The sequence below is a fragment of the Candidatus Methylomirabilota bacterium genome, assembly GCA_035260325.1.
In the GTDB taxonomy this organism is placed as follows: Bacteria; Methylomirabilota; Methylomirabilia; order Rokubacteriales; family CSP1-6; genus AR19.
Window position 1 is genome coordinate 1 of sequence record DATFVL010000229.1, and the last position, 13,905, is coordinate 13,905.

The 13,905-nt window shown below is 73.3% G+C and carries 10 protein-coding genes; all 10 read left to right on the forward strand.

Going from position 1 to position 13,905, the window contains the following annotated elements; genetic code table 11:
- A partial coding sequence (locus VKG64_14440) for a PhoU domain-containing protein (protein ID HKB26240.1) occupies positions 1–870 on the forward strand: 870 nt, incomplete at its 5' end.
- Positions 871–874: 4 nt separating this feature from the next.
- A complete protein-coding gene (locus tag VKG64_14445) occupies positions 875–1,213 on the forward strand; it encodes a P-II family nitrogen regulator (GenBank protein ID HKB26241.1) in 339 nt (112 codons plus the stop codon).
- Complete coding sequence (gene glnE / locus VKG64_14450) at positions 1,210–4,236, forward strand: bifunctional [glutamate--ammonia ligase]-adenylyl-L-tyrosine phosphorylase/[glutamate--ammonia-ligase] adenylyltransferase (protein ID HKB26242.1); 3,027 nt, start codon at positions 1,210–1,212, stop codon at positions 4,234–4,236. Before VKG64_14445 ends, glnE begins: the two co-directional genes overlap by 4 nt.
- 25 nt (positions 4,237–4,261) lie before the next feature.
- Positions 4,262–6,841, forward strand: a complete 2,580-nt coding sequence (polA, locus tag VKG64_14455; protein ID HKB26243.1) for a DNA polymerase I — start codon at positions 4,262–4,264, stop codon at positions 6,839–6,841.
- Entirely contained in the window at positions 6,838–7,467 is a 630-nt protein-coding gene (gene coaE, locus VKG64_14460) for a dephospho-CoA kinase (GenBank protein HKB26244.1), read from the forward strand. The genes polA and coaE overlap by 4 nt, the downstream gene beginning before the upstream one ends.
- 24 nt (positions 7,468–7,491) lie before the next feature.
- Complete coding sequence (rsmA, locus tag VKG64_14465) at positions 7,492–8,274, forward strand: 16S rRNA (adenine(1518)-N(6)/adenine(1519)-N(6))-dimethyltransferase RsmA (protein ID HKB26245.1); 783 nt, start codon at positions 7,492–7,494, stop codon at positions 8,272–8,274.
- A gap of 4 nt (positions 8,275–8,278) precedes the next feature.
- Complete coding sequence (locus VKG64_14470) at positions 8,279–9,520, forward strand: M23 family metallopeptidase (protein ID HKB26246.1); 1,242 nt, start codon at positions 8,279–8,281, stop codon at positions 9,518–9,520.
- A gap of 256 nt (positions 9,521–9,776) precedes the next feature.
- Complete coding sequence (locus VKG64_14475) at positions 9,777–11,432, forward strand: ribonuclease J (protein HKB26247.1); 1,656 nt, start codon at positions 9,777–9,779, stop codon at positions 11,430–11,432.
- Positions 11,432–13,591 carry a DNA translocase FtsK 4TM domain-containing protein gene (locus tag VKG64_14480; protein HKB26248.1) on the forward strand — a complete coding sequence of 720 codons (2,160 nt, stop codon included), beginning with the start codon at positions 11,432–11,434 and terminating at the stop codon, positions 13,589–13,591. The genes VKG64_14475 and VKG64_14480 overlap by 1 nt, the downstream gene beginning before the upstream one ends.
- A gap of 111 nt (positions 13,592–13,702) precedes the next feature.
- The coding region (locus tag VKG64_14485; GenBank protein ID HKB26249.1) for a hypothetical protein at positions 13,703–13,905 on the forward strand (203 nt) is incomplete at its 3' end.

A 13,905-nucleotide genomic window follows, 5' to 3' on the forward strand; every position in this document is an offset into this window, starting at 1 on the left:
GTCCTGGGCGCCGCGCTCGTGTTCCCCTTCATCGGGCCCCTGACGCACGCGGTCGCCGCGACGGCCGACGGGCCCGCGCGCCAGATCGCGAACGCCCACACGCTCTTCAACATCGGGATCAGCCTGGTCTTCCTGCCCTTCATGCCGTGGGCGGCCCGCGCGATCGAGGCGCTCGTGCCCGACGACCAGCAGGGCGACAGTCCGTTCCGCGTCCGCTACCTCGACGAGCGCTCCGCGGACCAGCCCGCGCTGGCCCTCGGGCAGGCGACGCGCGAGGCCCTGCGCATGGCCGACGTGGTGCAGGGGATGCTGCGCGACGTGCCCGTGGTCTTCGCGAGCGACAATCAGGAGCTGCTCGAGGACGTCGAGCGGCGCGACGACCAGGTGGACTTCCTCGAGCGCGAGATCAAGCTCTTCCTGACGCGCCTCGGACGCGACGCGATGGGAACCGAGCTGTCGCGCAAGGAGATCGCCCTCATCTCGTTCATCGGCAACCTCGAGAACATCGGCGACATCATCGACAAGAACCTGATGGAGCTCGGGCGCAAGAAGCTCTACCAGGGCCGGCACTTCTCCGACGCCGGCTGGGCGGAGATCCAGGAGTTCCACGCGCTCGTCGCGAAGAACCTCGAGCGCACCATCGCCGCCTTCGCCGCGGGCGACCGGACCCTGGCGCAGGAGGTGCTCGACCAGCGGCCGCTCATCCGCCAGCGCGAGCGCGACCTGCGCGAGCTGCACATCGGACGGCTCCGCGCGGGCCTGGCCGAGTCCATCGAGACGTCCGAGATCCATCTCGACGTCCTGACGAACCTCAAGCGGATCAGCTCCCACGTGTCGGCGCTCGCGATCTCGATCCTGGAGGAGGTCTGAGCCCATGAAGAAGATCGAGGCGGTCATCAAGCCGTTCAAGCTCGACGACGTCAAGGAGGCGCTGACGGAGATCGGGGTCATCGGCATGACGGTGACGGAGGTGCGCGGGTTCGGTCGCCAGAAGGGCCACACCGAGCTCTACCGCGGCTCCGAGTACACGGTGGACTTCCTGCCCAAGGTGAAGATCGAGGTCGTGGTCGCCGACCACATGGTGGACAAGGTCGTCTCGACCATCGCCGGCGCGGCGAAGACGGGCTCGATCGGCGACGGCAAGGTGTTCGTGCTGCCCATGAGCGAGTCCATCCGCATCCGGACCGGGGAGAAGGGCGAGTCGGCCGTGTGAACCCCGCGCGGCGCGACTTCCGCCGGCTCGGGTTCGCCGACCCGTCCGCGGCGCGGCGCAACTTCGAGAGCCTCGCGCCGACGCCGCGGGACGCCGAGCTGCTCGCGCGGGCCTGGCCGCGGCTCGCGGCCGAGCTCGCCGCGTCGCCCGACCCGGACATGGCGCTCAACAACCTCGAGCGCCACGCGGCCGCCGTCGACCGGTCCGTCCTCTTCGCGACGCTGGCCGAGCACCCCGGCGCGGCCGCCCTCCTCGCGCGGGTCGGCGGGGCGAGCCAGTTCCTCGCCGACGCGCTCCGCCGGCGGCCGTCGAACCTCGCCTGGCTGCTCGAGCCGGCGACGATGCGCGTGTGGCTCCCGGAGGACCTCGCCGCCGACCTCGCGCTGGCGCTCGCCCCCTTCGAGGGGCGCGCGGCGCGGTTGAACGCGCTCCGCCGCTTCAAGTACCGCCACCTCCTCCGGATCGGCGCCCGCGACCTCCTGGGCGACGCCGACCTCGCCGCGACGACCGAGGAGCTCGCGCGCCTGGCCGACGCCTGTCTCGCCGAGGCGCTCCGCATGGCCGACGCCGCGGCGCGCGCCGAGCACGGCGCGCCGCTCGACGCCGCCGGCGCCGAGACGGGGCTCGCGGTGATCGCGATGGGCAAGCTCGGCGGCGAGGAGCTCAACTACTCCTCCGACATCGACCTCATGTTCGTGTACGGCGCCGACGGCGAGACCGCGGGCGGGCCCGGCGGGCCCGTCGCCGCCGGCGAGTACTTCGCGCGCGTCGCGAAGGGGCTCGTCGCCATCCTCGAGGAGGTCACCGACGAGGGGTACGCCTTCCGCGTGGACCTCCGGCTCCGGCCCGAGGGGCGGATGGGCGCGATCATCCTCTCGCTCGACGGCTATCGCACGTACTACGCGGAGCGCGCCGAGCTGTGGGAGCGTCAGGCGCTCGTCAAGGCGCGCATCGCAGCGGGCGCCGCGGGCGTCGGCGCGCGTTTCATGGCGCTCGCGCGCGAGGTCGTCTTCCGGCCGGGGCGCGACGCGCGCGTCGTCCCCGCGATCCGCGCGATGAAGCGCGCGATCGACCGCGGGCTCCGGGCGAAGGGCGCCGAGGCGACCAACGTCAAGCTCGGGCGCGGCGGGATCCGCGAGATCGAGTTCCTCGTGCAGGCGCTCCAGCTCCTCTACGCGGGCGACGACCCGTGGCTCGCCGAGCGCAACACGCTGAAGGCGATCTTCCGCCTCACCGAGCGGGGCTACCTGGCGCCCGCGCTCGGCCGGACGCTCTCCGACGCCCTCGTGCACCTCCGCACCGTCGAGCATCGCCTGCAGATCCTCCACGAGTTCCAGACCCACACGCTGCCGGCGTCGGCCGACGAGCTCGGCCGCCTGGCCCGGCGCGTCGGCTTCGAGGGGTCGCCGGCTCGCGCCGCGCGGCGCTTCGTCGCGCACCACCGCGCGGTCCGCGCCGCGGTCCACCGCGCGTTCAGGGAGTTCTTCGCCGAGCGCGCCCCGCGGCCGCGCGCCCGCGTGAAGCTGCCGAGCGTGATGGCGCTCAGGGCCACGGGGTTCGCCGACCCCGACCGCGCGCGCTACAACCTCCAGCTGATCCTCGAGGGGCGCCCGCTCGTGCCCTACGCCGGGCAGCTCCGCCAGGCGCTCGAGCGCCTCTACCCGGCGCTCCTCGACGCCCTCTGGAAGAGCCCCGACCCGGACGAGGCGCTGAACCAGTTCGAGCGCTTCCTCTCCGCCGCGGGCCCGCGCACGGGCCTCATCGAGCTGCTCGCGACGCGCCCCGAGCTCCTCGGCGGGCTCGTGCGGGTGTGCGCGGGCGGCGACGTCCTCACGCAGCTCCTGATCGCCCAGCCCGAGCTCCTGGCCTCGCTCGCCGCGCCCGAGCGGCTCCTCACGCCGAAGCGCGACGCCGCGTACCGGGCGGCGCTGGCGGCCGTCTTCGCGCCCGCGCAGGCGCCCGGCGAGCGGCGCGACGCGCTCCGCCGGGTCAAGCAGGCCGAGGAGCTGGCGATCGTCTGGCGCCACCTGCTCGGCGTGACGACGCTCGAGGGCTACGCGCGCGAGATGACGGCGCTCGCCGAGGCCGTGCTCGCCGCGGGCTTCATCCTCACGCTCGAGCCGCTCGTCGAGCGCCACGGCGTGCCACGCGACGCCGCCGGGCGCTTCGTCCCGGCCGTCGTCGTCGGCCTGGGCAAGCTCGGCGGGCGCGAGCTCGTCACGGGCGGGGACCTCGATATCTTCGTGGTCTTCGGCGAGGACGGCACGACGGACGGCCCCGAGCCGATCGACGCCCACTGGTTCTACAGCCTCTCGGCCGAGCGGCTCGCCGGCACCCTCGGCGACATCACGGCGGCCGGCGTGGCGTTCCCCGTCGACCTCCGCCTCCGGCCCGGGAGCAAGGGGAGCGGCTTCGCGTCGAGCGCCGCCGCGCTCGAGCGGTACTATGGCGAGTACGGGGACCTCTGGGAGCGGCAAACGCTGACCCGGTCGCGGCTCCTCCTCGGGGACCGGGCCCTCGGGCGCCGGGTTCGCGCCGCGCTCCGGCGATTGGTGTACGGCGAGCCCCTGCCTCGAGCCTCACTCAAGGAGATCGCGGAGGTGCGCAAGCGCATGGAGGTCGAGCTCGGCAAGGAGACGCCCGGGCGCCGGCACGTCAAGTACGGGCGCGGCGGCCTCGTGGACGTCGAGTTCCTCGCGCAGGCGCTCCAGCTCGTCCACGGCGCGGAGCACCCGGAGGCGCGCGGCGCGTCGACGGCCGCGGCGCTCGCCGGCCTCGCGCGCGCGGGCGCGCTCGCGCCGGAGACGGCCGAGCGGCTCCTCGGCCATTACCGGTTCCTCCGGCGCGTGTCGGCCGCGCTGCGCCTCCTGGGCGCGCGTCCCACCGACACCCTCGACCTCGCCGGCCCGCTGCCGGCGCGCGTGGCGAGCGCCCTCGGGTTCCCGTCGCGCCGGGCCTTCCTCGACGCCTATCGTGAGCGCACCGAGGCCGTGCGCGCCGCGTACGACGCGCATTTGACATGAATCGCGTCAGGCGGAACAGAGGCGCATGAAAAAATTCTACGTCGTCGACGGCCACTCGCAGCTCTTCCGCGCCTACCACGCGGTCGGCTACCTGTCGACTTCGAAGGGCATCCCGACGCACGCGGTCCTGATCCTCAGCACGATGCTCTGGAAGCTCATCCGCGAGGAACAGCCCGACTACCTCGCGATCGCGTGGGACCCACCGGGCCCGACGTTTCGCGACGCGCTCTCGGCCGAGTACAAGGCGACGCGCGCGGCGATGCCCGACGACCTCGTCCGCCAGCTCCCGCACGTGAGGCGCCTCGTCGAGGCGCTCCGGATCCCGGGCGTCGAGGTCCCGGGCTTCGAGGCCGACGACGCCCTGGCGACGCTCGTCGCGCGCGCCCTCGCGCTGCCCGGCGTGGAGGTCGTCGTCGTGAGCGGGGACAAGGACCTCCTCCAGCTCGTCGGCCCGCGCGTCCGCGTGCTCTCGGTCTCCGGCCGCACAGGCGAGCCCGTGCTGTACGACGAGGCGAAGGTGCGCGAGCGGTGGGGCGTCGAGCCCGCGCAGATCACCGACGTCCTCGCGCTCATGGGCGACACGATCGACAACATCAAGGGCGTGCGCGGCGTCGGCGAGAAGACCGCCGTGAAGCTGATCGCCCAGTTCGGGTCGGTGGACCGCCTCTACGAGAATCTCACGCTCGTCGCGGGCAAGCTCCGCGAGACGCTCGCGGCCGGGCGCAAGGACGCGCTCCTCTCGCGCGAGCTCGCGACGCTGAACCGCGAGGTGCCGTTCGCCTTCGACCTCCCGGCGTTCCGCCGCGTCGAGCCCGACTGGGCAAAGCTCCGCGCTCTCTGGATGGAGCTCGAGTTCACGCGCCTGCTCCGCGAGATGCCCGCGCCGGCCCCCGTGGTGAGCGACGAGCCCGTCGCGACGCTCGCCGACCGCGCAGCGGCGGAGGCCTGGCTTGCGACGGTCCCCGCGGGCGCCCCGCTCGTCCTCGACTGGGCGGGGGAGGCGCGGCCGCCCGACCCCCGCGTGGACGGCGTCGCCGTCTTCCATCCCGCCGCGGGCGCGGCCGAGCTGCCGCCGGCCGAGGCGGCGGAGGCGCTCGCCGGGCGCGCGCTCGTCGTCCACGACGCGAAGCCCCTCGTCGAGGCCTGGCTCGCGCGCGGCGCCGAGCCCCCGGCGCTCGACGACAGCGCCGTCGCGGCGTACCTCCTCAACCCGGCGCGCTCGGCCTACCGGCTCGACGAGCTCTGCGTCGAGGCGTTCGGCGAGGGCCCGCCGGCGCTCCCGGCGGAGACCGCCGGGGCGAAGGACCTCGCCCGGGTCCTCGCGACCCGCGCCCGCTGGACGCACCGGTACTGGGAGCACGCGGCGGCCGAGCTCCGGGCGAAGGAGCTCTGGAAGGTCTACGAGGAGATCGAGCGCCCGCTCGTGCCGGTGCTGGCGCTCATGGAGCGGCACGGCATCCGCGTGGACCCCGCGCGGCTCGAGACCTTCGCGAAGGAGCTCGAGCGCGACCTCGACAACCTCACGCGCGAGATCTACCGGCTCGCGGGCGAGGAGTTCACGATCGCCTCGCCGAAGCAGCTCGCCCACATCCTCTTCGAGAAGCTCGAGCTCCCGGCGCTCCGGCGCACCAAGACGGGCTACTCGACGGACGCCGACGTCCTCGGCGACCTGGCGCTGCGCCACGAGCTGCCGGCCAAGATCCTCGAGCACCGGAGCCTCGCGAAGCTCAAGGGCACGTACGCCGACACGCTCCCCGGCCTCGTGAACCCGCGCACGGGGCGGATCCACACGACCTTCAACCAGCTCGTGGCGGCGACGGGCCGGCTCTCCTCCCAGGACCCGAACCTCATGAACATCCCGATCCGGACCGAGCTCGGCCGGCGGATCCGCGCGGCGTTCATCCCGGAGGAGGGCTGGCGCTTCGTCGCCGCGGACTACTCCCAGATCGAGCTGAGGATCCTCGCGCACCTGTCCGGCGAGCCCGCCATCATCGAGTCGTTCAGGCGCGGCGAGGACATCCACACGCGCACCGCCTCCGAGGTCTTCAAGGTGAAGCCGGAGGAGGTGACGTCGCTCCAGCGCACGATCGCCAAGAGCGCGAACTACGCGATCCTCTACGGCGTCTCCGCCTTCGGCCTCTCGCAGGCGACGAAGATCGACCAGAAGGAGGCGCAGCGCTACATCAGCGCCTACTTCGCCGCCCACCCGCGCGTGCGCGCCTTCATCGACCGGACGCTCGCCGAGGGGCGCGAGCGCGGCCACGTGACGACGCTCCTCGGCCGGCGCCGCTACCTGCCGGATCTCACCAGCGCCAACCCGGTGGCGCGCAACGCGGCCGAGCGGATGGCGATGAACGCGCCGGTCCAGGGGACCGCGAGCGACATGATCAAGATCGCCATGGTTCGGATGCAGGCGGCCCTGCGGTCGCGGAAGCTCCGCGCGCGGATGCTCCTCCAGGTCCACGACGAGCTCCTCTTCGAGGCGCCGCCCGACGAGGTCGCCGCCGTCGAGGCACTCGCCCGCGAGATCATGGAGTCGGCGCTGCCCCTCCAGGCCCCCGTCGTGGTGGACGTGAAGACGGGGAAGGACTGGGCCGAGGTGTGAGCCGGCGCTTCCTCCTCGTCGGCCTCACCGGTGGGATCGCGACGGGCAAGTCCAGCGTCTCCGACGCCCTCCGGCAGCTCGGGTGCGTGATCATCGACGCCGACGTGCTCGCGCGCGAGGTCGTGGAGCCCGGGGAGCCGGCGCACGCCGACGTCGTTCGGGAATTCGGACCCGGCGTGCAGCGGCCCGACGGCGCGCTCGACCGGAAGAAGCTCGGCGCGATCGTCTTCGCGGACCCCGACCAGCGCAAGCGCCTGGAGGCGCTCACCCACCCGCGGATCCGCGAGCGCTTCCAGCGGCGCCTCCAGGAGCTGGACGAGCGCGGCTTCGACGGCATCGTCGTCTTCGACGCGCCCGTGATGATCGAGAGCGGGAACTACAAGAACATGGACCGCCTCGTCGTCGTCGTCGCGGACGCCGCCACCCAGCGCGCGCGCGCCCTGGCGCGGGACGGCGACCGCCAGGACCTCGAGCGGCGGATCGCGAGCCAGATGCCCCTCGCGGACAAGGCCCGGCTCGCCGACTATGTCATCGACAACTCCGGCGACCGCGACCGGACGCTCGCCGAGGTCCGCCGGGTCCACGCGGCGCTCCTCGCCGACCTGCGGGCGCGCGTCGCGGGCTAGCCAGGGTCGAAGGCCCAGGGCTCCTTGGACAAGCGCCGCGCCCTCGGCCAGCATTTTCTCCGCGACGCGACGATCGCGCGCGCCGTCGTCGATCTGGTCGCGCCGACACCGAACGACCTCGTCGTGGAGATCGGGCCGGGCGAGGGGGCGCTCACGGGCGAGCTCGCGCGGCGCGCGGGGCACGTCGTCGCCCTCGAGATCGACCCGGCGCTCGTCGCGCGGCTGCGCGCGCGCTACCCGGAGGTCGAGGTCGTCCAGGCGGACGCGCGCCGCTGGGACTACGGGCGGCTCGCGGCGCCGGCCGGCGGCCGCGTCCTCGTCGTCGGGAATCTCCCCTACAGCGTGGGGAAGCCCATCCTCATGGCGCTCGTCGAGGCGCGCGCGGCGATCCGCGAGATGGCGCTGATGCTCCAGCGCGAGGTCGCCGAGCGCGTGGCGGCGCCGCCCGGCGGCAAGGTCTACGGGAGCCTCTCCGTGCTGACCCAGGTCCACTGCGACGCGCGCGTGGCGCTGCGCGTGCCCCCGGGCGCCTTCCGGCCGCCGCCGAAGGTGGAGTCGGCGGTCCTCCACCTCCGCGTGCTCGACGGCCCCCGCGTCGCGCTGGCCGACCTGCGGCGGTTCCAGGCGGTGGTCCGCGCCGCCTTCGCCCAGCGGCGGAAGATGCTCGCCAACGCCCTGGCCGCCGGTCTCGGCGTGTCGCTGGAGGCCGCCCGGCGCGCGGCCACCACCGCCGGGGTGGAGCCCGGCCGGCGGGCGGAGACGCTCACAATTCTTGAGTTCGCCGAGCTGACCCGGCAGCTATCATGAGGTGATGTCCAGGCGCTCCGTCCTGGCCCTCGCTCTCGTCGTCGTGAGCGTCGCCTCGCTCGCGACGGTGACGCGCCTCTACCTCCTCGCCGACGCGTCCGGGCCGCGGCTCGTTGCCGCGCCGGCGCCGCCGCCGTCGACGTTTCGCACCGCGTTCCCGACGACGACCCGGACCGTGCCGATCAAGCGGGGCGACAACCTCGTCGCCGCCCTCGCGCGCGAGGGGCTCGGCGCGCGCGCGGCCGCCGACGTCGCGGGGCGGCTCGCGCGGCAGGGTGCCCAGCTCCGGAAGCTCCGGTCGCGCGACGGGCTCGAGGTCACGCGGAACTTCCGCGGCGAGCCCATCGAGGTCCGCTACGCGCCGAGCCCGTGGCTCGCCTTCACCGCCGTCGCGCGGCGTGGGAGCTGGGAGGTCACGCGCGCGACGACCGAGCCGCGCGTGCGCGTCGAGGCGGTGCAGGGTCAGGTCCGCCGCTCGCTCTTCGAGGCGATGGACGCCGCGGGCGAGTCCGCGCCGCTCGTGCTGGCGATGGTCGAGATCTTCTCCTCCGAGTTCGACTTCACCGCGGACACGCGCCAGGGCGACCGCTTCCGCCTGCTGGTCGAGAAGCGCTACGCGGGCGACGCCTTCGTGGACTGCGGGCGCATCGTGGTGGCGCAGTACGTCTCGGCGGGGCGGACGCTCTCGGGCGTCGGGTTCGCGGCCGGCGGCGGGCGCTGGGCCTTCTATGACCCCGCGGGCCGGTCGCTGAAGAAGAGCTTCCTCAAGTCGCCCCTGGAGTTCACGCGCATCACGTCCGGCTTCACTTACGCGCGCCCGCACCCGATCCTCGGAGGCGTGCGCCCGCACCTCGCGATCGACTACGCGGCGCCGACGGGCACCGCCGTGCGCGCCGTGGCCGACGGCGTCGTCACCGCGGCCGGCTGGGACGGCGGCAATGGCATCTCGATCACGATCCGCCACCGCTCGGGCTACGCGACCATGTACAACCACCTCTCGAAGCTCGCCGCCGGCGTCCGCCGCGGCGCGCGCGTGAGCCAGCGGGACGTCATCGGCTACGTCGGCATGACGGGGCTCGCCACCGGGCCGCACCTCGACTACCGCGTCTCGAAGGACGGCCAGTTCGTGAACCCGATGAGCGAGAAGTTCATCCCGGGCGAGCCGCTCGCGGGCGCCGAGCGCGTGCGCTTCCTCGCCGATGCCCGGCAGGCGCTCGACCGGCTCGCCGACGCCGCGCCGTTCTAGGGCGACGGGCCTAGCGCGGCGAACAACCTCACCGCGGCTGCCCGCGCAGCCTTGACCTCGCCGCGAGTCTCGGGCCACCGTCGGTAGCCGGCGATATACGCACGCACCAGCGCGCGCTGACGTGGGCGCGCGATCTCTCGAGATTCCTTTTTGGCCCTGCGCATCTGTCCTCCACCCAGGTGAGAGTATGCCAGGAAACTTCGGCCGGACGCGGGCCGGGTGATACGATGAACCCACCGTCAGGAAAGGAGTTTTCGTGGAACCCTCGGTGCGCCTCATCCCCCTCGGCGGGCTCGGCGAGATCGGTCTCAACATGATGCTCGTCGAGAGCGGCGAGGACCTGATCGCCGTGGACTGCGGCCTCATGTTCCCCGACGACGAGCTCCCCGGCATCGACCACGTGATCCCCGACTTCACCTACGTGCGCGCCCGGCGCGACGGCTTCCGCGGGGTGCTCCTCACACACGGCCACGAGGACCACATCGGCGCCCTGCCCTATCTCCTGCGCGAGGCGCCGGTGCCCGTCTACGGCACGCCCCTGACGCTGGCGCTCGTCGGCGAGCGGCTGCGCGAGCACGGGCTCCTCGAGTCGGCGGACCTCCGGCCGATGCGGCCGCGCGACCGCTTCGACGTCGGCCCCTTCGGCGTCGAGCCGATCCGCGTGACGCACTCGATCGCGGACGGCATCGGGCTGGCGATCCAGACCCCGGTCGGCACGATCGTCCACACGGGCGACTTCAAGCTCGACCCGAGCCCGCTCGACGGCGAGGCGCCCGACTACCGGCGGTTCGCCGAGCTCGGCGAGCAGGAGGTCCTCGTCCTCTGCTCGGACTCGACGAACGTGGACCGGCCGGGCCACACGCCCTCGGAGACCGAGGTGGGCCAGGCGCTCGGCGAGCGCTTCGCGCGCGCGACGGGGCGCGTGGTCGTCGCCACCTTCGCCTCGCACATCCACCGGATCCAGCAGGTCCTGACGCTCGCCGCGCGCCACGGGCGCCATGCCGCGCTCCTCGGCATGAGCATGCAGAAGAACGTCGCGCTCGCCGCCGAGCTCGGCTACCTCCGCGTCCCCGAGGGCCTGCTGCTGCCGCTCGAGGAGCTGGCGGCGCTCCCGCCCGAGCGGCAGGTGATCGTCTCGACGGGGAGCCAGGGCGAGCCCAACTCGGCGCTGGCGCTCATGGCGGCCGGCGAGCACAAGTACGTGCAGGTGCTCCCCGGCGACCTCGTGATCATCTCGGCGCGCGTGATCCCCGGGAACGAGCGGACGATCGGTCGCGTCGTGAACGCGCTCTACCGGGCGGGCGCCGAGGTGCTCTACGAGGACAACGCGTTCGTCCACGTCTCCGGCCACGCGAGCCAGGAAGACCTGAAGATGATGCTGAACCTCACGCGTCCGCGCTACTTCATTCCGGTGCACGGCGAGTACCGGCACCTCCTCGGCCACGCCCGGCTCGCCCGGAGCCTCGGCCTCGGGCCCGACCGCGTCTTCCTCCTCGAGGACGGCACGGCGCTCGAGGTGACGAAGACGTCGGCGCGCGCCGTCGCCGGGTTCCCCGCGGGCCGGGTGCTCGTGGACGGCAAGTCGGTCGGCGACGTGGGCGCGGTGGTGCTCCGCGATCGCCAGCTCCTCGCCGAGGCCGGCTTCGTGATCGTCGCGGTCACGGTGGACCGGAAGGGCGGCGTCGTCGCCGGGCCCGAGATCGCCTCGCGCGGCTTCGTCTACGTCGAGGAGTCGAGGGAGCTCCTCGAGGAGCTGAAGCGCGCGGTGCTCGCGGCCCTCGCCGAGGGCGAGCCGGGCGCGGGCTTCGACCGCGAGGAGGCCGGCGCGCGCGTGCGCACGGCCGTCCGCCAGCTCATCAACCAGAGGTTCGGGCGCAAGCCCGTCGTGCTCCCGATGATCCTGGAAGCGTGATGGCGACGCTCGTCCAGACCGACGAGAAGCCCGAGCCCCGGCCCCGCCCGCGCCGGAAGAAGGGCGGCGAACGCTGGCTCGCCGAGCTGAAGGGCATCGTGGCGCTCGGGGGCGCGGGCTTCCTCCTCCTGGCGCTCGCGATGTTCGACCCGCGCATCCCGCCCGCCGAGCAGTCGAGCCCGGTCGGCCCCGTCGGCGTGTGGCTCGCCTGGGTCGGCTACCAGTCGTTCGGCCACGCGTGCTTCTTCTTTCCGCTGCTCCTGGGCGCGTGGGGAGCCTCGGCCTTCGTCCGGCCCCTCGTCACGCGCGGCTGGGTGCCCGTCGCCGGGCTCGCCATCCTGCTCGCGGCGGCGACCGGCCTCTTCGCCCATGCCGCCGACAAGGGCGGGATCGTCGGCCGCGCGCTCGCCTCCTGGCTCAGCGCCGGCGTCGGGACCGCGGGCACGTGGCTCGTGCTCGCCGTCGCCGTGCCCGTCGGCGTCCTCTGCGTGACGCGCGTCTCCTACGCGGCGCGCGCGCGCGTCCTCTCCATGCGGCTCATGCACCTCCGCCGGGCGCAGCCCCCGCGCGCGCGGGGCGCGGCGGCGCCCGCGCTCATGCCCATCGCGCGCGCGGCGGCGATCGCGGGCGAGGCGCCCGACGTGGTCAGGCCGCCGGTCGTGGTCGAGCCGTCGAAACCGCGCGGCAGGCTCGCCGAGCAGGGGCTCGCCTGGCAGGAGACGTTCGACTTCGGCAGGGGCGGCGCGGAGGCGTTCCAGCTGCCGCCCGTCGGCCTCCTGAAGGTGCCGCCCGCGTCGGAGCTCCGGCGGACGCGCGAGGAGCTCCAGGACAACGCCGAGACGATCCGCCGGCGGCTCCAGGAGTTCGAGGTCGAGGGGCGCATCGTGCAGGTGAGCCCGGGCCCGATCATCACCTCGTACGAGTTCGAGCCCGCGCCCGGCATCAAGGTGAGCCAGGTCGTGAACCTCGGCGACGATCTGTCGCTCGCGCTGAAGTCGGCCTCGGTGCGGATCGTCGGGCCCATCCCCGGGCGCGGCACGGTCGCGATCGAGGTCCCCAACGACGAGGCCGGCATGGTCTACCTCCGCGAGATCTTCGTCTCGGCGGAGTTCGCCGAGTCGAAGGGCCGCCTGCCGCTGGCGCTCGGCAAGGACGTGATGGGGCTGCCCGTGGTCGGCGACCTCGTCGCGATGCCGCACCTCCTGATCGCCGGCGCGACGGGCAGCGGCAAGTCGGTCGGGCTCAACGCGATGATCCTCTCGATCCTCTACAAGGCGACGCCCGCCGACGTGCGCTTCCTCCTCATCGACCCGAAGCGCCTCGAGCTCAGCGTGTACGAGAGCATCCCGCATCTCCTGGCGCCCGTGGTCACCGACGCCAAGGAGGCCGCCGCGCGCCTGCGCTGGATCGTCGGCAAGATGGACGAGCGCTACAAGGCGCTCCAGGGCAAGCAGGTGCGGAGCATCGAGGCCTACAACAAGGCGGTCGCCGTCGAGGAGCGGCTGCCCTACTGGATCGTCGTCGTGGACGAGCTCGCCGACCTCATGATGGTCTCGGCGGGCGAAGTCCAGACATCACTGGTGCGCCTCGCGCAGATCGCGCGCGCGGTCGGCATCCACCTGATCATCGCGACCCAGCGTCCGTCCGTGGACGTCGTGACGGGTCTCATCAAAGCGAACTTTCCGACGAGAGTTGCCTTTCAGGTCGCGTCGAAAGTCGACTCCAGGACCGTGCTTGACGGTAACGGGGCAGAACAGCTCCTCGGCCGCGGCGATATGATCTTCGTCCCGCCGGGGGCGAACAAGCAGATGCGCGTGCACGGCGCGTGGGTGTCCGACGAGGAGGTGCGCGCGGTGTGCGACTTCCTCCGGAGGCAGGGCACGGCCGTCTACGAGGAGGTCGTGCTCGCCACCGAAGACGAGGTCATGGAAGGTGCCGCCGCCGAGCGCGACGACCTCTACTGGGACGCCGTGCACCTCGTCATCGGTCAGCGTCAGGCGTCCATCTCGTTCCTCCAGCGCCGGATGCGCCTCGGCTACCCGAAGGCCGCGCGCTTCATCGACATGATGGAGCAGGACCGGATCATCGGTCCCGGCGACGGCGCCAAGCCCCGCGAGCTCCTCGTCGGGCCGGAGTACCTCGCCAAGCGCGGGAAGTAGCGCGAGGGAACGGCGGGTGCTTCTCGTCTTCCTCGTCCTTGGCCTCCTCGCTACGCCGCTCGCCTCCGAGGCGCAGCAGGCGGCGAGGGTGCACCGGATCGGCACATCAGCATGCGTTCGGGACCCACCGACAACGTGGCTCTCCATGGGTTCCGGCGGGGGTTGCGCGAGCTCGGCTACCTGGAGGGGCGGGACGTCGTGCTCGAGATCCGATACGCGGGCGCAGGAACCAAGACGCTCTCGGACCTGGCGGCGGAGCTGGCCGTCTCAAGGTCGACGTCATCGTCGCCTCGAGCGGGCTCGCGGCGGGCGCC

Bases quoted from the DNA above. Each gene is read 5' to 3' on its own strand.
- polA (HKB26243.1), top strand. From the start codon at position 4,262: ATGAAAAAATTCTACGTCGTCGACGGCCACTCGCAGCTCTTCCGCGCC.
- VKG64_14470 (HKB26246.1), top strand. From the start codon at position 8,279: ATGTCCAGGCGCTCCGTCCTGGCCCTCGCTCTCGTCGTCGTGAGCGTC.
- VKG64_14445 (HKB26241.1), top strand. From the start codon at position 875: ATGAAGAAGATCGAGGCGGTCATCAAGCCGTTCAAGCTCGACGACGTC.
- VKG64_14480 (HKB26248.1), top strand. From the start codon at position 11,432: ATGGCGACGCTCGTCCAGACCGACGAGAAGCCCGAGCCCCGGCCCCGC.